The 21,653-nt window shown below is 37.1% G+C and carries 17 protein-coding genes; 3 read left to right on the top strand and 14 right to left on the bottom strand.

Annotated elements, in window-relative coordinates:
- Positions 1–200 precede the first annotated feature (200 nt).
- Positions 201–1,091 (top strand): C40 family peptidase, encoded by an 891-nt coding sequence (locus ATZ35_RS09615; RefSeq protein ID WP_208927047.1) that lies wholly within the window; start codon positions 201–203, stop codon positions 1,089–1,091.
- Positions 1,092–1,342: 251 nt separating this feature from the next.
- On the opposite strand, the gene ATZ35_RS09610 is transcribed toward ATZ35_RS09615, so the two are convergent.
- Positions 1,343–1,639 carry a hypothetical protein gene (locus tag ATZ35_RS09610; protein WP_208927046.1) on the bottom strand — a complete coding sequence of 99 codons (297 nt, stop codon included), beginning with the start codon at positions 1,637–1,639 and terminating at the stop codon, positions 1,343–1,345.
- 163 nt (positions 1,640–1,802) lie between these two features.
- Here ATZ35_RS09610 and ATZ35_RS09605 point away from each other — a divergent pair, with 163 nt between their 5' ends.
- Together ATZ35_RS09605 and ATZ35_RS09600 are read left to right on the top strand one after the other, a co-directional pair.
- Positions 1,803–2,495 carry a response regulator transcription factor gene (locus tag ATZ35_RS09605; protein WP_208927045.1) on the top strand — a complete coding sequence of 231 codons (693 nt, stop codon included), beginning with the start codon at positions 1,803–1,805 and terminating at the stop codon, positions 2,493–2,495.
- Positions 2,492–3,988, top strand: a complete 1,497-nt coding sequence (locus ATZ35_RS09600; protein ID WP_208927044.1) for a HAMP domain-containing sensor histidine kinase — start codon at positions 2,492–2,494, stop codon at positions 3,986–3,988. The genes ATZ35_RS09605 and ATZ35_RS09600 overlap by 4 nt, the downstream gene beginning before the upstream one ends.
- 50 nt (positions 3,989–4,038) lie before the next feature.
- On the opposite strand, the gene glmS is transcribed toward ATZ35_RS09600, so the two are convergent.
- The 13 genes from glmS to ATZ35_RS09535 all read right to left on the bottom strand — a co-directional run bounded on the left by glmS (position 4,039) and on the right by ATZ35_RS09535 (position 21,504).
- On the bottom strand, positions 4,039–5,850 hold the full coding sequence (gene glmS / locus ATZ35_RS09595) for a glutamine--fructose-6-phosphate transaminase (isomerizing) (protein WP_208927043.1): 1,812 nt from the start codon (positions 5,848–5,850) through the stop codon (positions 4,039–4,041).
- A gap of 466 nt (positions 5,851–6,316) precedes the next feature.
- A complete protein-coding gene (locus tag ATZ35_RS09590) occupies positions 6,317–7,150 on the bottom strand; it encodes an energy-coupling factor transporter transmembrane component T family protein (RefSeq protein ID WP_208927042.1) in 834 nt (277 codons plus the stop codon).
- Positions 7,147–8,856, bottom strand: coding sequence for an ABC transporter ATP-binding protein (locus tag ATZ35_RS09585; protein WP_208927041.1), 1,710 nt, complete (start codon positions 8,854–8,856; stop codon positions 7,147–7,149). The genes ATZ35_RS09590 and ATZ35_RS09585 overlap by 4 nt, the downstream gene beginning before the upstream one ends.
- Before the next feature lie 130 nt (positions 8,857–8,986).
- A complete protein-coding gene (locus tag ATZ35_RS09580) occupies positions 8,987–9,538 on the bottom strand; it encodes an ECF-type riboflavin transporter substrate-binding protein (protein WP_086280414.1) in 552 nt (183 codons plus the stop codon).
- Positions 9,539–9,550: 12 nt separating this feature from the next.
- Positions 9,551–10,408, bottom strand: a complete 858-nt coding sequence (locus tag ATZ35_RS09575) for an SAM hydrolase/SAM-dependent halogenase family protein (protein WP_208927040.1) — start codon at positions 10,406–10,408, stop codon at positions 9,551–9,553.
- 243 nt (positions 10,409–10,651) lie between these two features.
- Positions 10,652–12,007, bottom strand: a complete 1,356-nt coding sequence (gene glmM, locus ATZ35_RS09570) for a phosphoglucosamine mutase (protein ID WP_208927039.1) — start codon at positions 12,005–12,007, stop codon at positions 10,652–10,654.
- Positions 12,008–12,095: 88 nt separating this feature from the next.
- Entirely contained in the window at positions 12,096–13,247 is a 1,152-nt protein-coding gene (locus ATZ35_RS09565; RefSeq protein ID WP_208927038.1) for a CdaR family protein, read from the bottom strand.
- Positions 13,244–14,131, bottom strand: coding sequence for a diadenylate cyclase CdaA (gene cdaA, locus ATZ35_RS09560; protein ID WP_208930463.1), 888 nt, complete (start codon positions 14,129–14,131; stop codon positions 13,244–13,246). The genes ATZ35_RS09565 and cdaA overlap by 4 nt, the downstream gene beginning before the upstream one ends.
- Positions 14,132–14,290: 159 nt before the next feature.
- Complete coding sequence (gene nifJ / locus ATZ35_RS09555) at positions 14,291–17,968, bottom strand: pyruvate:ferredoxin (flavodoxin) oxidoreductase (RefSeq protein WP_208930462.1); 3,678 nt, start codon at positions 17,966–17,968, stop codon at positions 14,291–14,293.
- Positions 17,969–18,153: 185 nt separating this feature from the next.
- Positions 18,154–19,170 carry a DUF3114 domain-containing protein gene (locus tag ATZ35_RS09550; protein ID WP_208927037.1) on the bottom strand — a complete coding sequence of 339 codons (1,017 nt, stop codon included), beginning with the start codon at positions 19,168–19,170 and terminating at the stop codon, positions 18,154–18,156.
- A 126-nt stretch (positions 19,171–19,296) separates the two neighbouring features.
- Positions 19,297–19,605 (bottom strand): antibiotic biosynthesis monooxygenase family protein, encoded by a 309-nt coding sequence (locus tag ATZ35_RS09545; protein WP_208927036.1) that lies wholly within the window; start codon positions 19,603–19,605, stop codon positions 19,297–19,299.
- Between the two features lie 131 nt (positions 19,606–19,736).
- On the bottom strand, positions 19,737–21,077 hold the full coding sequence (glnA, locus tag ATZ35_RS09540) for a type I glutamate--ammonia ligase (RefSeq protein ID WP_208927035.1): 1,341 nt from the start codon (positions 21,075–21,077) through the stop codon (positions 19,737–19,739).
- Positions 21,078–21,120: 43 nt separating this feature from the next.
- Positions 21,121–21,504, bottom strand: a complete 384-nt coding sequence (locus tag ATZ35_RS09535; protein WP_086280397.1) for a MerR family transcriptional regulator — start codon at positions 21,502–21,504, stop codon at positions 21,121–21,123.
- Between the last annotated feature and the right edge of the window lie 149 nt (positions 21,505–21,653).

The following is a 21,653-nucleotide window of genomic DNA, read 5'->3' as shown; positions in this document are numbered from 1 at the left end:
TAACCTCAGCTATATTACAATGATTCATCACTTTGAAATAAATGATCCTTTTTTGTAACCCAAGAAACAAATATTTAACCTACCTTTTACAGACATTATAAAGAAGCTGTGTTTAACTATTAACTGGTCTTAAAATAATAAAATGAATACACATTTGTTATAAATAGATCAACTAACTTAAATACTTGAGGAGCGTTTTTTTGAAAACACAGATAATCATAACCAAATTATTTTTAAGCGGCTTGACCGTTGCTGCTAGTTTAGTAATAGGTAATCAAGCTTTTGCAACCTCTACACAGCCAACTACTCCAGATAAAATCATTACAGAAGCTTCACAAAAACTATCCCAGTTAAAAGTGGATAAACAATATTTTTCAGATAAAAAAAGCGAACAAACGATTCAGCTTTCTGACTTAGAGCAAAAAATGAAAAAAATCCAAATCAGTCTTGAACAGCTAGAAGAAATTGAATCTGTTACAGCCATCTCTGAAACAACAAAATCAACTAAAGATCAGAACGTAACACTCACAACAACTTTTTCGCCTGTTCCTATCCAAAATAGCCCGATAGTTGAGAAAAAAGAACAATTAACTGAATTAAAACAACAACAAGCTCTCTTAAAAACAACTACAGAAGACATTACAAAAAAACAGGCTGAAACAGTTAAACAAGAATCCCAATTAACAGAAAAAATCACTCAAGCTAAAAAACAAAAAGAAGAACAAGTCAAAAAAACAGATGCTCGTTCAATGGTCATTAACTCGGCCAAAACACATTTAGGTAAACCTTATGTATATGGCGCTGCGGGTCCTGATTCCTTCGACTGTTCTGGTTTAGTTCAAGTTGCTTTTGCTGCTGCTGGGCATGCTCTAGGTCGTACAACGGTTGATCAAGAATCTGCTGGAACGACGATTTCAGTTGCAGAAGCTCAAGCTGGCGACTTAGTCTTTTGGGGGAGTCACGGTGGGACCTATCACGTAGGAATTTCAACAGGCGATGGTTCTTATATCCATGCACCCGTTCCTGGCGATGTTGTCCAAGTCGCAACAGTTGCTTCCTATGCTCCGGACTTTGCTGTACGAGTTTTATAGACAGCGCAAAAAAACATTGCTCCTTTTATGTGAGCAATGTTTTTATCGTAAATTTATATTCCTTGTTTCATTAGGAAAATAACCAGATTATTTATAGAATATCCCTTCTTCATAAAAATTCTCACTTTTTTTCCTAAACATCGAAATTCTTGAGAATTATGAGGAAGTATGCTATTTTATGGTTGTGTGTAATTTGATTTGTGTTCCCTCCATCTCTCTGATGGGGGAATATTTTTTTTATTTATCTATTTTTACCAACAAGAACCATTCATTCTACTCTGATGTCTTCCTCTTGTTTTCCTCATATGATTTTGGTCACCATTTTGTCTTCTACCGTAATACTCATCTTCTGACATTACTTGATCCTGTTTCTTCTCATCCGTCAGTTGATTGTTCATGATCTCTCGATGTCTTTCGTGCCTAGACTTCATTTCATAAGAATCCATGCGCTCCTCTTCACCTTGCCCTATGGCTTCACTAACTGTGACAAATCCCATTGTACCTATCAATAAGCCTACAAATAATCCACTAATCATCTTCTTTTTCACGTTCTGATTCCTCCTTTTTTATACATATGACACATTCATCCAGCTCGAACTGAATAACTTGACTTCAGTCTATTAAATAATTGTGTCAAATATGTGTCGAAAATAAATTCCCTAAATGCGTAATTTTTGTCTATAATAAAAGAAGAATCTAGGAGGTCCTCTCATGAAAAATATTTTGATCGTTGATGATCATTTGCAAATTACAGAAGTACTCAAAGAATATGTTCTAAAAGAAGGATTTAATCCAATCATAGCTGATAATGGTCAAGCAGCCTTAGATGCGTTTTCTAGCCATACGATTGAACTGATTTTACTAGATGTCATGCTACCAAAAATCGATGGATTTGGTGTTTGCAAAACGATCCGGGCAACATCAAATGTCCCAATTATCATGATCACAGCCAAAGGAGAAGACTATCATCGCATCATGGGGCTAGATATTGGCGCCGATGATTATATAGTGAAACCATTTTCCCCAAGTGAAGTGATGGCGCGAATTCGAGCAATTTTAAGACGACTTGAGCGAACAGAAGAAAATCAACATACTATGGATCGTTTGACTTATGATAATTTGACTGTTTATTTGGAAGAAAAAAAAGTAACGATCGCCACTCAAGAAATCTTTTTAACGAAAAGAGAATTAGAACTTTTATGGCTACTATTAGCCAATCCAGAAAAGGTTTTTTCGCGAGATAACTTATTGGATAGCTTATGGGGCATCGATTACTTTGGTGATGCAAGAACGGTTGATACTCATATTAAACGATTACGAGCCAAACTAGACGAAGTCTCGCATCCTAATTGGGAAATTGCAACGGTTTGGGGCCAAGGGTATAAGTTTGAGGGTAAAAAATGAAAAACAAGCTGACTAGAAAACTCGTTCTTTATTTTTCCTTAACGCTGTTGCTTTTTTCATTAGTAATTGGTGTAGCATTTAGTACTTTATTTTCTAAACAAACGATTACGATCCATACAGAAGAAATGACGCGCCGAGCAACAGTCATCGCTGAGACTTTAAGCGACTATTTTGACGAACAAGAAACCACAAATGAAAGTAACTCATCTATGCATGGCATGATGGGGTCTGGTTCTTCCATGAAGATGGGTATGGGATATTCTTCTTTCCTTAATTTCATGGATCAGCTAGCGCTGGATGATATTTGGATAGTTGATGAAAATTCTGATACGATTACTGTCGGTCATGGTATGCACGATAAAGAATATAGTGAATTACCTGACAATGCGCAAGATGTCATCAAAAGAGTCTATGCTGGAAAAACAACGACTAGTGATGCTTTTAGTCATTTTATTGGCAAACCAACCGTGACAGTTGGTGCTCCTGTCACGAATAGCAAGGGCACTGTTTTAGCTGTGGTTTTACTTCATTCAGCAGTCTCCAGCGTTCATAAAGAAGAGAATCAGGGGTATTTATTGCTCTTTATCAGTATTTTGATTGCTTGGATCATTGGCCTGCTACTCTCTATTTTATTATCAAAAAAATTCATCGCCCCGATCAATAAAATGAGTCATTTTACAGAAGAGCTTGTTGTAGAAAATTATGAAGAATCATTGGATATCCAGACTAAAGATGAAATAGGTCAGTTGAGCGAAAAATTGACTATTTTAAAAAATCGGTTAGCTGAAGCGAAATTTCAGCGGGAAAATCGCGAACAAGCACAAAAAAATTTTTTATCCACGATTTCTCACGAATTGCGAACGCCAGTAACGGTCATTCGCGGCTCGCTTGAATCCTTAAATGATGGTCTGATCCAGCAACCAGAAAAGATCGAGCAATATCACCAACAATTATTAGCAGAATCAATTGTATTAGAGCGCTTGATCAATGATTTGCTAGAATTATCTCGGTTAGAAAATCCAGAATTTACGATTACAATGGAACCTGTTGCAATCAATGATGTTTTATCAGACAGTTTGAGGAGTCTCCGCTTGAAAACTTCATCAAAAGAACAGCAGCTGTGTTTTAAAACCGCTATAGAAGAACCCGTTGTTGTCAATGGTGACTATGGTCGAATTCGACAGCTGTTTGTTATTTTGATTGAAAATGCCATTAAGTTTGCACCACCTAAAGCAATTATTGAGATTCAAGCGAACAAAGTAAATGATACGATCAACATCAGTGTTCATAATCCAGGTTCCTATATTTCTCCAAAGGAACAAAAAGAAATCTTTCAACGCTTCCACCAAGCACGTTCTAAGGAGCAACTAGACGGTACCGGATTGGGTTTGGCAATTGCTAAGGAAATCGCTGAACGTCATCACTTTTTACTCAGTGTTCGTAGTGATAAAGAAACTGGAACAACATTTGATGTTACAATACCGATAAAATAAAGCAACAGCTGAATTTATTCCCAAAGAATAAGTTCAGCTGTTGTTTTAGTTTATTCGACCGTTACACTTTTGGCTAAATTACGAGGCTTATCTACGTCATAGCCTCTTTGCAATGTTGCAAAATAAGCAATCAATTGCGTTGGAATGATGCTCACTAAAGCGGTCAACAATGGATGCACATCTGGTATAACGAACTGATCCGTCTCTTTTGCCAATGATGACAGAGCAATAACAAAGTTGCGAGCACCACGACTTTCAACTTCTTTTAAATTTCCACGCGTATGTGCTGCTGTTTTTTTATCTGTGATCACGCCAAAAACGGGTGTCATCTCTTCAATCAATGCAATCGTTCCATGCTTTAATTCTCCAGCAGCAAAACCTTCCGCTTGGATATATGAAATTTCTTTTAGCTTCAATGAGGCCTCCATCGATACATAGTAATCTACACCACGCCCGATATAAAACGCATTTCTTGTTGTCGCTAAATAGTCTTCTACCAATTGACTAATCGTCATTTTTTCAGCAATGATCGATTCTATAACTGTGGCAATTACACTTAATTCATGCGCAATATCAAAGTCGAGTGAGGACGGGTTTGCTTTGCTGTCACCAACTGCTTTAGCAAGCACCGCTAAAACTGCAATTTGTGCCGTATAAGCTTTTGTTGACGCAACCGCAATTTCTGGTCCTGCATGAAGTAATAACGTGTAATCGGCTTCTCTAGATAAAGTAGAGCCAGCTACATTTGTTAGTGTAAGTGACGGTAACCCTAACTCACTAGTTTGCACCAATACTTGGCGACTATCAGCTGTTTCTCCACTTTGACTCAAGAAAATAAAAAATGGATTATCTGACAATAATGGCATATTATAGCCAAACTCGCTTGAAAGATGCACTTCAACTGGAATATTCGTCATTTTCTCGAGAATTGCTTTTCCTACCCAGCCAGCATTATAGCTAGTTCCGCATGCGATGACATAAATACGATCGCTAGCAGTTATTTGTTTAATGATATCTTCATCGATCACAGTTCTTCCAAGTGTATCTGTATATTCCTGTACGATTCGACGCATAACAGCTGGCTGGTCATCAATTTCTTTTAACATATAATAAGGGTATGCCCCTTTTTCAATATCACTTAAATCTAATTGAGCTTCATAAGATTCGCGGTAGACCAAATTGCCTTTTTGATCTTCAATCTCGATTTTATCCGCTTTAACAATGACCGTTTCCCCATCAGCAATTTCCACAAAATGGTTTGTTTCAGCTAGCATTGCCATCGCATCACTGCAAATTACATTAAAATCATCGCCTAATCCAATTAATAATGGACTTTTATTTTTTGCTACATAGATCGTGTCTGGGTCGTTCTTGTCTATCAATGCAAATGCATACGAACCTTTAATCACATTCAGTGCTTTTTTAAAGGCTTCTTTTGTTGTCATTCCAGATTCTGCAAAATATTCAATCAAATGTACGGCAATTTCAGTATCTGTTTCACCTTCTAGTGGCGTATTTTTAAGAAATTCCTGTTTTATTTCTTCAAAATTTTCGATCACACCATTGTGTACTAAAATAAACTGGTGATTGCTTGATGTATGCGGATGCGCATTTCTTTCACTCGGTTTGCCATGTGTAGCCCAACGCGTGTGTCCGATCCCCACAGTTCCTTGAACTTCTGGACTGATTTTATTTTGTAGATCAGCGATTCGACCTAATGATTTTACTAAATGATCGTCTTGATTTTTTCCAGTTACAAAAATACCTGCTGAATCGTAACCACGGTATTCTAACTTTTCTAATCCTTGAACTAAAATATCAGTCGCATTGTCTTTTCCAATAATTCCTACAATTCCACACATATTATCTATTTCCTACTTTCTTGATTTTCTTAAATCATTGACCAAGAAAAAAGGAATTGACGAATAAAACATAAGTATTAAGCCGTTTCCTGTTAAAACCACTCTCTATTTTTTTATCCATCTATTCTCTTTTCTTGATTTTTTTCTTGTTGGTTTCTATCCTGCGTAGTTGGCATTTTGTTATAACGTTGCAATTATGTTTTATGTCCAACTTGTAGAGTGCAGTCCCTAGAGCCATCCGCCGAATCTTTCGATAAGCTCTCTCCTCGTCACCTGATGAATCAGGCCTGGCGCTATTCCATTATTGGTATAACTATCCTCCTTTTCAAAACATCAAATAGAAACTGCACTAATAATACAATATAACAAATATATCTGTCAACACTTTTATCTAAAAAGGAAATTGGTCTAGTCAGAAATAAGAAATAAAAAAGCTTACTAATGACACTAGTAAGCTTAAAAAATATTAGTTAAACGGATTATAAAATCTCCCACTATTTACTTTGAATAAGGCAAAACTGACCATCGTCAGTACAATAGCTAACCCTATAACGATAAAATCAGAAACATGAAATGGTTGTTGTGCATACCAGGTTCTTTTTTTCTCTTCACCAAAGCGCCGCAACTCCATTGCTGTGCTGATCGTCTCAATACGATCTAGACTTGAAAGGATCAGAGGAAAAACAATCTGAGCCGTTCCTTTGATTCGTTGTGTGAGTTTGCCTTTTTTAGACATTTCAAAACCACGAGCTTGTTGGGCCAGAGAGATATTGACAAAGTCTTCTTGAATATCTGGAATGTAACGAATTGCTAACGCTACAGCATAACTTATTTTATAACTAACCCCGATTCGATTTAAGCTAGAAGCAAACTCACTTGGGTTCGTTGTTAACAGAAAAATCAAGACTAACGGAATCGTACAAAAATATTTTAGAACTAAATTGAACTCATAAAATAATTGCTCTTGCGTCAGGGTAAATCGCCCAATCCCTTCCCAAATAACCGTTCTAGACTGATATAATTCTACTCCGTATTCTGGTGCAAACAGGTAAACTGCAATAATATTTAGTAATGAAAAAACAAAAATAAATTTTACAACAAAGGAAATCTGATGCCATTTGATATTGGATAGCTTAAATAAAATCAGTGAAAATAAGGTCATCCCTATCAAAAACCGAGTATCATAGGTTGTCATACAAGCAATCGATAATAGAATCAGAAAAATCAGTTTAGCTGTCCCATTTAACTTATGGATAACTGTCTTATCAGGAATGTAGCCTAACATCTGATGTCCATTCATTTCAAACGCACCTCCTGATCATATGTCATAAAGTTTTCAGTAAATAAAAACGGATCCTCCAACCCTAAATGTTGAGCAAAAGTAAACAAACTTGTTTCTTTTAAAGAAGCTCGTTCTACTAACTCAGAATCCGTTAAAACCTTTACTGGCGTTGTATCAGCGATAATTTTCCCCTCATACAATACCAACGCTCGATCTGTATACTCCAACATCAGATGCATGTCGTGAGTAATCATTGCAATCGTGACCCCCATTTGATTCAGCTCTTCTAAAAAGGTCATCATTTCAGTATAATGTTTAAAATCCTGTCCTGCAGTTGGCTCATCCAATATGATCATTTCAGGTTCTAAAACTAAAATCGCCGCAATCGTAACGCGTTTTTTTTGTCCAAAGCTCAGCGCCGAAATCGGCCAATGACGAAATGAATGTAGCCCACAGATTTTCAAGACTTTTTCAACTCGTTCATTAATTTCAGCTTCTGAGACTCCTTTTAGTGTCAACCCTAGAGCAACCTCTTCAAAAATCATTTTCTTAGAAATCATCTGATTTGGATTTTGCATAACAAAGCCAATTTTATCCGCACGTTCTTTGATAGAAAACAGTGTAAAATCGATACCTAACCAACTCATTTTTCCTGATTGAGGTGTAACAAATCCACAAATAGCTTTACTCAAGGTAGATTTACCAGCGCCATTTTTCCCAACAATACTAAGCATTTCTCCACGATTAAACGCAACTGAAACTTCGTTTAAAACAGACTGATTATTTCGATTATATTGGTACGTCACCTTTTCTAATTCTAATAATGCTGGTAAGTTTTTTTGCTCTGAAAATCTGGTTTGTTTGGTCATCCATTTTTCCATTTGCTCTTTTAAATTTGGTGCTTGAACTTTTTCAATGTTAGACAGCTGTTCAACCGTTTCTAAGTCTACACCAGCATATTTCATTGCAGTTATATAGAGTGGCTCTCGAATTCCTTGTTCAGTTAGAATCTCTGTTTTTAATAAGTCATCAGCTGGTAAATCTGCCACCACTCTTCCCTCATTAAAAACAATCACACGGTCAACCGAACGATACAAAACATCTTCTAAGCGATGTTCAATAATCAAAATAGTCGTTTTTGTCTTTTGATGGATCTCTTCTATTAAAGCAATCGTTTCTTTTCCTGCTTTAGGATCAAGATTTGCTAACGGCTCATCAAACAATAAAATTGGTGCTTCATCAATCAAAACACCTGCCATTGATACTCGTTGCTTTTGACCACCAGATAAATCTTGCGGTCGATGATGCAAAAAGTCATTTAAGCCGACTATTTTAGTCCAATGATTGACTTCTTCATGCATCTTGATTTGTGAAACTCCATCATTTTCTAAAGCGAATGCAACATCTTCTCCAACTGTTAACCCGATAAATTGACCATCTGTATCTTGCAATACTGTTCCAACATCAAATGACAAATCAAATAAGCTAGTCTTGGCTAGGTCTTTGTCGCCGATTTTGACAGATCCGCTTATTTTCCCTTCATAGCTATAGGGAATCAAGCCGTTGATGCATTGAGCAAAAGTTGACTTGCCACTGCCACTTGGACCAACAACGAGGACTTTTTCCCCTTCATAAATCGTTAGATCAATGTTATGTAATGTTGGTTCAGCCTGACTATGATATTGAAAAGTAAAATCGTCAAATATTATCAGTGGTTTTTTCATCGATGCCGCTCCTTTATTCTATGTAAAAAGGACAAGAAAAGGACTAAACTTAAAAAATCAAGCTTGCTTTTTCTCGCCCTTAATTTTATTTCAGAAATTATATTTATGCTAATTTCATTTTACTATATAATCAATCTTTTGTTAAACTACCTTTTTTTGTGCGAGTTGCTGCATAAGCTGCCATCAGTAAGGTTCCAATGATTCCAACAGCAATGATGTTCAAGACCACAGCAATCACACCTTGCGTGTAGACCTTGCTAGCTGGTTCACTGTAAATCAATACATCTAAAGTCGGTGCAATCAGTCCCCAAACAACTGCATTTCCAATTACTTGATAAATATTAAAATAAATAATGTCTTTTTTATTGAATTCACCATGTTGAAGATCGATTTTTCTTCCAGCTAAACCATAGATTACTCCTATAATACCAGAACAGATGATCCAACTCCACCATGCACTGCCATATGTTGTAAAATCTTTTAATGTATGACCAATCAACCCAATCAAGCCACCTGCTACAGGTCCAAAAATAACAGAAATCAATGCTAAGAATGGATAAGCCGTTTCTAAGTTTGTATTAGGAAATCCAGTTGGAATCACGACAAAACGACCTAAAATAACAAATACTGCTGATCCAATCCCAATTGCGACGATTGTTTTTACTGAAAAATCTTTTTTCATTTATCCCCACTCCTATTCAAAAATAATTTTTGGTGCTTTTCTTAACTGGATAGTCCAATCGGTCCCCGTTCCGATATGATACAATTTTGAAAATGAATCTTGATTGACTGCCACACCAATATTGACCAATGAGTTAACATAAACTAAAGGTTCCCCAATATTCACATCTGCAAAAGATTTCGCAAACTTCATAATGTTTTGGTAGACTTTTTTACCTTGATGATAAATCGTAACTTGTAGTTGATCATCATGAGTGATTTTTTCTTCTTTCATAAAAGCTAAGGGAATATTTGTCCACAAAGAACCGAAGCGAATATCTAAAACATCAATACTGCCTTCTAAGATATGTTCGCTATGCTTGGCTTCAATCAAAGGCAATGCTTGGATAGATTCGTTGGCAACAGTATTTCCTAGATCTTCAAAAGAAATTTCTCCACTCGCTAAACGTGCCCCATTATACGCATAAATATCTCTACCGTGAAAGGTGTGGCTTTCTTCTGAATGTGGCAAACGACTGGTTACTTCATCAATTGCCCGAATCTCTTTGATGCCTTGATAATGAGCGATATGAGTTAACGATCCATTATCTGGTGTAATGATATAATGTCCAGAAATAGTTTTTGCTACGATACTTCGTCTTGTACTGCCCACACCAGGATCAACAACAGATACAAAAACAGTTTCCTGCGGCCAATATTTTACCGTTTGATACAAACGATACGATGCCGCCCAAATATCATAAGGAGGGATCTCATGGGTCAAATCACCAATGGTAATATCATCACTTACCATGTGAGCAACACCATACATTGCACTGACAGCTCCATCACCAAGTCCAAAATCTGTTTGTAATACTAAATAATTCCCCATTAAATTGCCCCTCTCTAGAGTAGTCTCATACCTCAATTTTTTATTTAAAGAATTGATTGAAAGCAGAGGAATCTTTCTTATCAATTCTCAAACATAGTACCTTTTTCTATTTATTCTGTCAATAAGGTTATCGAACGTTCACTAAAATAAATCCATTATTATTCGTTTTTCCAAAAAAACAAATAAGATAGGCCAAGGTATCACTCTATGAGCCATATCTTAGCCTATCTCCATAAATATTGATTAGTCTACGCCAATTTCTGTTCTTACAACAGCAGCGATTTTATCCACATAATAATCAACTTTTTCTTGCGTTGGTGCTTCAGCCATCACGCGTAATAACGGCTCAGTCCCAGAAGGACGAACTAAAATACGACCATCGCCATTCATTTCTGTTTCCATCAATTCAACGATTTCTTTGATTGCTGGTACATCCATCGCACCATGTTTATCTGTTACTCTGATATTCACTAGTTTTTGTGGGTAAACAGTTACCTCAGAAGCAAGCTCTGATAGTTTTTTACCAGTTTGTTTCATTACATTTAACAATTGAATCCCTGAAAGCATACCATCCCCGGTTGTATTGTAGTCAAGAAAAATCATATGACCTGATTGCTCTCCACCAAAATTATAGTCATTTTTACGCATCTCTTCAACAACATAACGATCACCAACTTGAGTAATCACATCTTTCATTCCAGCAGCTTCAACAGCTTTATGGAAGCCTAAATTACTCATGACAGTTGTAACGATCGTATCTTTTTTCAAGCGGTTCTTTTCAGCAAGATACTTCGCACAAATAAACATGATCTTGTCGCCATCAACAATATTACCTAATTCATCAACTGCAATGATTCGATCACCATCGCCATCAAAAGCCAAACCAACGTCTGCCCCTTTTTCAACAACCATTTCCGCTAATGTTTCAGGATGTGTAGAGCCTACTCCGTCATTGATATTTAAACCATTTGGACTTGTCCCCATCGTGTAAAAATCAGTTTCCAAATCTGCGAATAAACGATTAACAGACGTTGCCGTTGCACCATTTGCTGCATCGATACAAACTGTTAAGCCAGCCAAGTCATCTGGAATTGTCTGAACTAGAAACTGCGAATATTTTAGCAGCCCTTCTGGAAATTCATCCAGTGTTCCCAAACCTTCTGCTGAAGGTCGCGGTAAGTTATCTTCCTCGGCATCTAATAATGCTTCGATTTCAAGCTCTTGATCATCCACCAATTTAAACCCATCTGAACCGAAAAACTTGATGCCATTATCTTCTGCTGGATTATGAGAAGCTGAGATCATAACACCTGCTGATGCTTTTTGCAGTCTCGTTAAATAAGCTACACCTGGCGTTGAGATTACCCCTAATTGGAACACTTCGATCCCAACAGATAACAATCCTGAAATTAAAGCCTGTTCTAATAATTGCCCTGAAATCCGTGTATCACGCCCGACCAATACTCTTGGTCGGCGAGTTGAATCTTCATGCTGACTTAAAACATATCCGCCAAAGCGGCCTAATTTAAATGCTAATTCTGGTGTTAATTCTTTATTGGCAATGCCTCTAACACCATCTGTTCCAAAATATTTACCCATTATAACTCTCCTTCTACTTACTAAGATAGCTTCAACTATTCTTATGTATTGAAATGGTTTGAATAATTGATTTTCTTAGTCAATAAACTTAATTTGCAGGAACTGAACTACTCCCATTTCCTATTTCATCCTCGGCACTACTTTCAGCGCTAGATGTACTTGACGAGCTTGATGTACTAGAGGAACTTGTTGGTTCTTCACTAGAAGAGGGCAACGGTGTTGGTATTGCTTGACTGGAATACGATGTTGTTGTACTTTGTCCTCTAGTTTCAGAAAAACTTGTATTCGTTCCTGTAAAGACTGGATTGATCGTCACTTCTATTTCCTCAGGTGAAACAATATAATCTGCATTTGTTGGGATTTTTATTTTTTGTTTGGTTGATGATTTTATGTTGCTCACATCAACAGGTAGTTCAATTGTATCCATTGCATCAAGAACTGATTTAGTTCCTCTAATTTCAACTTTTTGCTCCGAAAGATTAAATGTATAATGCTCGACCCCAGAAGGTGGTGAGCCAGTTGGACTGATTGTCAACCCAACTTCTTTTGAAGGCATTGTTAAACCAACGACGACTTTTACTTGTGGTGCTGGGTTTTCAATACTTAATACTTGTCCTTTACTATCAATCGCTTGAACGTTGACCGTTTGTTTAATAGTATCAGCAGATTGTTTTATATTTGATAGTGGAGCAATCACACGTGAAATTGCTTTTGCAGTATCTTCTCCAGTTGTGATTTCCACTTTTTTAGGACTTACAGCAATTTCATCTACTTTGTAGCCTTCTGCCTCAATAGATTCAGGCAGTTGTGCTTCTACATCAAAAGATTTCGTTACTTTTTTCTCCTTTGTCACGGTTATTGTTTTCGTTTCAAGTTCGGCCGTCACAGCTGTACTCAATCCTTTGACTCGTAGCTGAATTTCTGAGGTTCCAAGTGGTGTTTCAGTCAAATCAGCAACTACTTGAAAATTCCTTGTATCTTCATTCGATTCTAAATCTAATTGAATTCGATTCAAACTGCTTAAATGCACATTGACTGTTTCTTCATAACCCGATACAAAATATTTATCTTTATCATACTCTAATTGAACAGGAATATTATACAACATTTCATCATAAACTTGGCTTACGCTAGTCATATTGCCTATATTTCCTGATGCATTAGCATTAAAAAATAATAATAATGCAAAAAGTAGTGCTAATACTCCTGAGAACCAATTGCTTTGGTAGGGCTTTTTCATTTCTTTTTCGCCCCTTTCGACACACCTTCAATAAAGTGCTGCAAAAGATTCTTTTTATCTTTACGTTCTTCTTTTGGAACTAATTCAGCTCTAAGAATTTTCAGATATTCTTCTTGTGTTAATCGAGGAATCAGATCATTATTCAATGTCAGGCTGACATCACCGGTTTCTTCTGAAACAATAATCGTCACGGCATCACTAACTTCACTGATACCCACAGCTGCTCTATGTCGAGTACCGAATTCTTTTGGAATCAGATTGCTTTCTGATAAAGGCAGATACGCACTGGCTACAGCGATTTTCCCTTGTTTAACAATTACTGCACCGTCATGTAATGGCGTATTGGGAATAAAAATATTAATTAGCAGTTCTCCAGTAATGTCGGCATCTAAAGAGATACCTGTTTCAATATATTCATCCAAACCAGTATTTCTTTCTACTGTGATCAGCGCACCAATTTTCCGTTTAGACATATACTGAATTGCTTTATCAAAGGCAAGAATCATTTTTTCATCTTCCTGTTGTTCAGATCTACTCGTACGGAAAAAGGAACTTCTCCCCAGATGCTCTAAGCCTCGCCGAACTTCTGGTTGGAAAATCACGACTGCGGCAATCACACCATACATAATCACTTGGTTCATCAGCCAGGACAATGTATGCAGTCCAATAATTTCGCTCAGTATTCGAATCACAATAAAAACAGCGACCCCTTTTAATAACTGGACGGCTTTTGTTCCTCTGACGAGCATGATCAATTTGTAGACGAGATACCAGACTACCAGAATATCTATAATATTGATGATATAATCACGCGACAAGAAATCTGATGAGATCAATTGCCGCCAATAATTCAAATCAAATAATTGACTAAGTTGAAAAGACATCATAAACCTCACTTCTCTCTGAAGATTTCTTAAATAAGTATACCATAATCTTTTACTTGGTTACAGGAAGAGTGCGAATGATAGAAAAATTTAAAAAAAAGAATGAAAGAAGAAGACGTCAAGATCTCACTTCTTTCATTCTAAATTAAAATCACTTTATTATTCTTCTACTTTTCCTCGTCTTGCTGCACGTTCTGCTCGTCTAGCCGCTCTTCTTGCATCTGCTTCTGGATCGACGACCCGTTCTTTTTTGACACGAGTTGCTTTTTCACTCACTACTTCTTCCATTGTTTTTTCTAATTTTGCTCGAATTTTATCTTCTTGACCAGCCAGACGAGCATAATTGTAAAAACGATTTTTAGCATCATCGACCGTTTTCTCAAAAAGTTTACCTGCGAACGCTGGCTGTGTAGATTCTAATGAAGAAAAGCGAACTTGTTTACGCATAAAACTTTGCATCTCTTCAAAATTCGGCTTTTTGTAATCTAAGGTCATTGGATTTTTTCCTGCTTCTCTCAACTCAGGATTATAGCGGTATAATGACCAATAACCAGAATGAACTGCTTCTTTTGCTTCTTCCAAAGTCTTACTCATACCACCGGCTAGGCCATGAGTGATACATGGTGTATAGGCGATGATAATTGATGGACCTGGGAATCGTTCTGCCTCTTCAAAAGCTTTGATGGTCTGCATTTGATTAGCACCTGAGGCAATTTGAGCGACATAGACATTCCCATAAGTCATTGCCATCATTCCTAAATCCTTTTTGGAAACGTACTTTCCACTAGCCGAAAATTTCGCAATTGCAGATGCTGGTGTAGCTTTGGATGTTTGCCCACCTGTATTCGAATAGACTTCATTATCTAAAACTAGCATGTTCACATCTGCCCCGCTAGCAAGGACATGATCGATCCCGCCATAGCCAATATCATAAGCCCAGCCGTCTCCACCAATCATCCATTGACTGTTTTTTACAAATAAATCATTATCTGCATAGATTGCTTCTAATAAAGGTTGTCCAGTTTTTTCATCAAGCAAAGCAGCTTTTAGTTTTGCTGCACGCTGTTGTGTTCCTTCACCTGTGTGCATATGATCAATCCAGTCTTCCATCAACAATTTCAATTCAGGTGAAACATCTTTCATGGCTTCACTCATCTTCATTGCTAAATGTTCACGACGTGTTTGACTGGCTAAAAGCATTCCATAACCAAATTCTGCATTATCCTCTAGCAATGAGTTAGACCAAGCTGGTCCTTGACCTGCATCATTGGTTGTATAAGGTGCGACTGGTGCCGCCCCGCCCCAGATGGAAGAACAGCCGGTTGCGTTTGCAATCATCATGCGATCACCAAACATTTGAGTCAGTAGTTTCACATAAGGCGTTTCACCACAACCAGAACAAGCACCTGAAAATTCTAATAAAGGTTTATTGAATTGCGTTCCTAAAACTGTGTTTGGTTTTGCTGGATTTTCTTTTTGTTTCAACGTCATAGAGAAAGCCCAGTTCATTGCTTGTTCTTTTTGTTCTTCGTATGGTTTCATGACTAGGGCTTTGCCTTTAGCTGGACAAGCATCCACACAAAGTCCACAGCCAGTACAGTCTTCCACAGAAACTTGAATGCGGTATTTCAAGCCGTCTGCTCCACGCATTTCTCTAACAATATAGCCAGCTGGTGCTTCTTCCATTTCTTCATCATCTGCTAAAAATGGTCGAATAGCCGCATGCGGGCAAACAAATGCACATTCATTACACATCGTACAACGATCACTATTCCATTCCGGTACTTCAACAGCGATCCCGCGTTTTTCCACAGCCGTTGTTCCAAGTGGCATCCGTCCATCGGTCATATCATTTTTAATAAACGCACTAACAGCAAGTTCATTGCCTTCTTGACGATTGATTGGTTCTACGATTTCATGGACATAATCTGTTACGTTTGCTTGGCGAATTTTCGGTTTTACTTCAATCGTTTTCCAAACAGTTGGAACCTCAACTTTATGCAACAGCTCCACAGTACGGTCAATGGCTTGAACATTTTTTTCAACAACAGACATCGATTTTCTAGCATAGCTTTTAAATGCTTCTTCTTTTAAAATCGGCAAAACTTCATCAAACGGCATGATATCTGCTAATTTGAAGAATGCTGTTTCCATTGCTGTATTGATTCGTCCGCCTAACCCAACTTCACTTGCTAGTTTAACAGCATTGATCGTGTAAAATTCAATCTCATTCTCAGCTAAATAACGTTTCAATTTAGTCGGTAAGAATCGTTCTAATTGTTCATCATTCCAAACGGTATTGAGTAAAAAAGTACCGCCTTTTTTCAAGCCTTTTACTAAATCATAAGTATTTAAATACGCTGCTGTATGACAAGCAACAAAATCGGCATGTTCAATCAAATAGGTTGAGCGAATCGGTGTTTCACCAAAACGCAAGTGAGAAACAGTTAACCCACCTGATTTTTTTGAATCGTAATAAAAGAATCCTTGGGCATATTTATCAGTATGATCACCAATGATTTTGATTGCTGATTTATTTGCACCAACTGTACCATCGGAGCCAAATCCCCAGAATTTCGCTTGATACGTTTTAGGATTGGTTAAATCTAACGCTTCACCGCAATCAAGTGATGTATAAGTAACATCATCTACAATTCCGATCGTAAAACGAGATTTTGCTACTTTTTTATCTTTTAATAATTCATCGTAGATCGCAACGATTTGATTTGGTAAAACATCTTTTGAGCCTAGTCCATAACGTCCCCCGATAATCATTGGGCGCAGCTCTGATTCATACATTGCACTTTGAACATCTAAAAGTAAAGGCTCTCCACCAGCTCCTGGTTCTTTGGTTCGATCCATTACACCGATTGCTTTAACTGTTTTAGGCATTTTCTCTAAAAAGTTTTCAATAGGAAACGGGCGATATAAGTGAATATTTAAGAAGCCGACTTTTCTGCCTTGTTTTGTTAAGTAATCAATTGTCTGTTCGATCGCTTGAGCGGCAGATCCCATTGAAACGATCACTTCTTCTGCATCTTCAGCTCCATAATAGGTTACTAGATCGTAATTCGTTCCTCTTAATTCATTGATTTCACTCATGTATTTTTTCACAATAGCTGGAATTTGTTCGTAATAGCTATTGATCGTTTCTCGTTGTTGGAAATGGATATCCGGATTTTGATTGGTTCCACTAACTGAAGGATGATTTGGATTCATGCTTCTACTACGGAAGTGCTCTAATTTTTCTTGATCTACTAATGGTGCTAGTTCGTCGTACTCTAATACTTCAATTTTTTGAATTTCATGACTTGTCCGAAAACCATCAAAGAAGTTGATAAAGGGAACGCTAGACTCCAGCGAAGCTAAATGAGCAACTGCAGATAAATCCATCACTTCTTGTACACTGCTTTCACTTAACATAGCAAAACCAGTCTGACGAGCAGCCATCACATCTCCGTGATCACCAAAAATGTTCAACGCATTGGTCGTCACAGCTCGGCTAGCGACATGAAAGACTGACGGCAGCAGTTCACCCGCAATCTTATACATATTTGGGATCATCAATAGTAAACCTTGTGAAGCAGTATATGTAGTCGTTAACGCACCCGTTTTTAGTGACCCATGGACAACGCCAGCAGCACCTGCTTCTGATTGCATTTCCACGATTTTAACAGGTTGCCCAAAAATATTTTGTTTGCCTTCTGCTGACCACTGATCAACAAGTTCAGCCATTGTTGAGCTGGGTGTAATTGGATAAATAGCGGCTAATTCAGTAAACGCATAGGAGATGTATGCGGCTGCTGTATTTCCATCCATTGTCTTCATTTTTCTCATTATAATCGTCATCATCCTTCTATCTAAAAGTAGAATAGTTGCACGCATATTCTTCTCCATTATAACGGAAGCCGTTCAAATTTGAAACAGTTTGTGAAAATATTTCACAAACTTATTTATTATTTAGCTTTCTCTCTTTAGTTTAAAAAGATTTTTTGTGAAAAATAAAAGGTCGGATTCAAACCTTAACGTTTATTCCTTGTTCTTTTTTGATACTTCAATCCTTTTTCTGACAATCTTCTAACTAGCTGGTAAAACCAATCATCTATCGGTGAGAGCCATTTTTGTTTCAGTTCATTTCGTTTAGTTGTGTCAAAATATCTTGGCGGTTTTCCATCTAGTTTATCGTGCGTCTGATATTGATCTAGCCTTGGTCGTTCTCCGTAGTTAAACGATTCGCCATTGACGATCGCACTTTCAAGTTGAGCTTTTGATTTTATTTGTTTTGTCCATTGACTTAAGAGTCGGCCTTGTTCATCCACGATAAACTCACTATGATAATCTGCAGATAAAATTTTGCGGTAAAAACCATGATTTCTGATTTTCTTGATTAAACCTTTTTTAGCTAAGGTTCTTCTTCCTTTTGTAAGATCATCTATCATGATATCACTACCTAAATGAGCCCGATTATGATATTGAGGATCCGCATAGATCCAATTATTTCCAAGAATCATTTTGATGGCTGTTTCATCATTTTTCAAACCATGTCTGACTTTATACTTCTCCACATACTGAATATTAGCTTTATCTAATTGATTTCTGAACTGATGGATTTTTGTTTCTTTTGCGTATTTCTTTTTGAGTGCTCTTTTTGATAATTTTTTATCTGCCGAAGCAATGAATAGACCGTTCGGATAAGCACACTGAACAGCCTTAGCATAACTATTTAAAAAGGGTGCCCCCGGAGACATTTGATCGCAAAAATTATATTCTGAAGCTGTAAATTGCAAATCACCTAATTCATCTTGATAACCACCCAAATGGTTAATGACTAACATTACTTTAACATGAGCCGAAAGCTGACTTTGGTCGAACATTTCTGTATATAGCTCAGAACCAATTAAAAAAATTGCTTGATCAGCTTCTAATGCATTTACTTTTCTTTTTTTAATGTAGACAGCAAGAGCAGCAGCATCCCATCCTTGTTGCTGAACATTTTCTATTTTTTTAAGAGTCATCGAAGAGAATTTTGAATCCTGCATATCTTTTCTCCTTATCGTTCATTTGAATTCTACTATACCTGCTTTTTGATTAAAATCACATTTATTTGAACAATTCAGGAATATAAAAAAACCCAAAACTTTTTTTGTTTTAGGTTCCTGGTATTTTTAAGAAAAAACTTCATAGCTTTTTCTCGTTTTTTCTAAAACAATAGACGGCTTGGTTTCTTTATTTTTATGTGCATCACGATGTTCCTGCAAATGTTCAGGACGTTTTAGCCAATTTTGAAAATCCTTTTTACTTTCCCATTTGGAAACTAACATAAACTCGCAGGTATCTTTATCCTCCGAAAACCAACATTCACTTGATAAACAACCGGGAAATTCTAGCATCGAAGCAACATCTTTACTTGTTTTGCCTTCAAATCTTTCCCTACCCTCTTTTTTTATTACAAATGCAACAGTTTGAATAATCATGGTTTTCTCTCCTTTTCAAGTTTAATTGATAATGATTCTCATTTATAATTATAGCATACTTTTTTGACTTTAAACTGAACGATCTCTATAAAAAAGCGGCTAAACCAATTTCTGGTTTAGCCACTCAATGATTAATACAGCTCTAAATATTGTTCTCTTTCCCATTCAGAAACGGTTTGACGGAAAGCAGCCCACTCCATGCGTTTGGCTTCAACAAAGTTTACAAAAATATGTTCTCCTAATGCATTGACCATTACGTCATCTTTACGTAATTCTTTAATAGCATTATGCAGTGTTGAAGGTAAATCATGAATTTGTGCTTCTTTACGCTCTTCCTCATTCATCACATAAATGTTACGATCCACAGCCTGTGGCGGTTCGATCTCATTTCTGATACCATCTAACCCCGCTTGTAACAAAGCTGCCATCGTTAGATATGGATTTGCCGAAGGATCAACTGAACGTAATTCTAAACGAGTTGAAAGCCCACGTGATTCTGGAACACGTACTAGCGGTGAACGATTACGCCCGCTCCAAGCAACATATACTGGCGCTTCGTATCCAGGTACCAAACGTTTATAAGAATTGACGGTTGGATTACAAACAGCTGTATACGCGCGTGCATGTTTCAACAATCCACCAAGGAAATGATACGCTGTTTGACTTAGTTGCATTGGGCCATTTTCATCAAAGAAAACATTTTCGTTTCCTTTGAATAATGACATGTTGCAATGCATGCCTGAACCATTGATTCCATATAAAGGTTTTGGCATGAATGTTGCGTGTAGTCCATGTTTTCTAGCGATTGTTTTAACCACTAGTTTAAACGTTTGAATATTGTCACACGCTTCAATAACATCTGTATATTTAAAATCGATCTCGTGTTGCCCCGGTGCTACTTCGTGATGAGACGCTTCTACTTCAAAGCCTAAGCTTTCTAGCTCGAGAACGATATCTCTACGGCAATTTTCGCCAAGATCGGTTGGGGCAAAATCGAAATAACCGCCTCGATCATTTAAATCTGTTGTGATTTTCCCATCATCATCTAATTTGAACAAGAAAAATTCTGGTTCAGGTCCAAGATTAAATGAAGTAAAACCAAGTTCTTCCATATCTGCAAGTGCTCGTTTTAAATTGCCACGAGGATCTCCTGCAAACGGAGCACCACTCGGATTATAAATATCACAAATCAGACGTGCAACCTTCCCGTGGTCACTTTCCCATGGAAAAATCATCCATGTTGATACGTCTGGATACAGATACATGTCACTTTCTTCAATTCTCACAAAACCTTCAATAGAAGACCCATCAAACATCATTTTGTTACTTAATACTTTGTCTAATTGGCTCACTGGAACTTCCACATTTTTGATTGTTCCCATAATATCTGTAAACATTAATCGTAAAAATCGAACATTCTCTTCTTTGGCAATTCGTTTGATATCTTCTACTGTGTTTTGTTTCGTTGTCATATTATTCCTTCACGTCCTTCATTTTTTGTGTGAATCTCAACTATTACAATTTTGGTCCTCTGGATTGGAATGGATTTTGTTGAGTAAGTCCACCTTGAGAAATAAGTTCGTCATATAAAATTTTCCGAACATCTTCATCCGTTAGTGGTTTGGTTGATTCTTGCGCATGCATTTGTTCTTCCAACTTCATTTCATAGACGCGTTTGATCCCTGCCATGTTTAGACCATCTGATAAATAATCTTTGATTTCCAATAAGACATCAATATCATTTAGTGAATACATGCGGCGGTTTCCTTCGCTTCTTTCTGGATGAATCAAATCCTGCTCTTCATAATATCGGATTTGACGTGCTGATAAATCAGTCAATTTCATGACTGTACCAATTGGAAAAACCGACATTGATCTTCTCAGTTCCTTCTCTCTCATATCCACCCCCCTCTCTTTGTTTAAATGTGTAACAGGCTCGTTCAGTTTCGATCGAAAAATAAGAAAATAGGTTTAATGTGCTTTTTCCCACAGACTGATTTTCTCTTTTTTTCACGAAGCTAGCCTACGTAGCTAATAGATTAGGTATA

Origin of the sequence: Enterococcus rotai (genome assembly GCF_001465345.1) — a bacterium.
GTDB classification, from domain to species: domain Bacteria; phylum Bacillota; class Bacilli; order Lactobacillales; family Enterococcaceae; genus Enterococcus_L; species Enterococcus_L rotai.
The sequence above is the reverse complement of the archived record's forward strand: the minus strand, read 5'-3'. Positions and strand labels throughout refer to the sequence as shown.

Coding starts and splice junctions, on each gene's coding strand:
- ATZ35_RS09535 (WP_086280397.1), bottom strand. CDS start 21,504: ATGAGAGAGAAGGAACTGAGAAGATCAATGTCGGTTTTTCCAATTGGT.
- cdaA (WP_208930463.1), bottom strand. CDS start 14,131: ATGTCTTTTCAACTTAGTCAATTATTTGATTTGAATTATTGGCGGCAA.
- ATZ35_RS09575 (WP_208927040.1), bottom strand. CDS start 10,408: ATGGGGAATTATTTAGTATTACAAACAGATTTTGGACTTGGTGATGGA.
- ATZ35_RS09600 (WP_208927044.1), top strand. CDS start 2,492: ATGAAAAACAAGCTGACTAGAAAACTCGTTCTTTATTTTTCCTTAACG.
- ATZ35_RS09590 (WP_208927042.1), bottom strand. CDS start 7,150: ATGAATGGACATCAGATGTTAGGCTACATTCCTGATAAGACAGTTATC.
- glmM (WP_208927039.1), bottom strand. CDS start 12,007: ATGGGTAAATATTTTGGAACAGATGGTGTTAGAGGCATTGCCAATAAA.
- ATZ35_RS09550 (WP_208927037.1), bottom strand. CDS start 19,170: ATGCAGGATTCAAAATTCTCTTCGATGACTCTTAAAAAAATAGAAAAT.
- ATZ35_RS09565 (WP_208927038.1), bottom strand. CDS start 13,247: ATGAAAAAGCCCTACCAAAGCAATTGGTTCTCAGGAGTATTAGCACTA.
- ATZ35_RS09585 (WP_208927041.1), bottom strand. CDS start 8,856: ATGAAAAAACCACTGATAATATTTGACGATTTTACTTTTCAATATCAT.
- ATZ35_RS09545 (WP_208927036.1), bottom strand. CDS start 19,605: ATGATTATTCAAACTGTTGCATTTGTAATAAAAAAAGAGGGTAGGGAA.
- glnA (WP_208927035.1), bottom strand. CDS start 21,077: ATGACAACGAAACAAAACACAGTAGAAGATATCAAACGAATTGCCAAA.
- nifJ (WP_208930462.1), bottom strand. CDS start 17,968: ATGAGAAAAATGAAGACAATGGATGGAAATACAGCAGCCGCATACATC.
- glmS (WP_208927043.1), bottom strand. CDS start 5,850: ATGTGTGGAATTGTAGGAATTATTGGAAAAGACAATGCGACTGATATT.
- ATZ35_RS09605 (WP_208927045.1), top strand. CDS start 1,803: ATGAAAAATATTTTGATCGTTGATGATCATTTGCAAATTACAGAAGTA.
- ATZ35_RS09580 (WP_086280414.1), bottom strand. CDS start 9,538: ATGAAAAAAGATTTTTCAGTAAAAACAATCGTCGCAATTGGGATTGGA.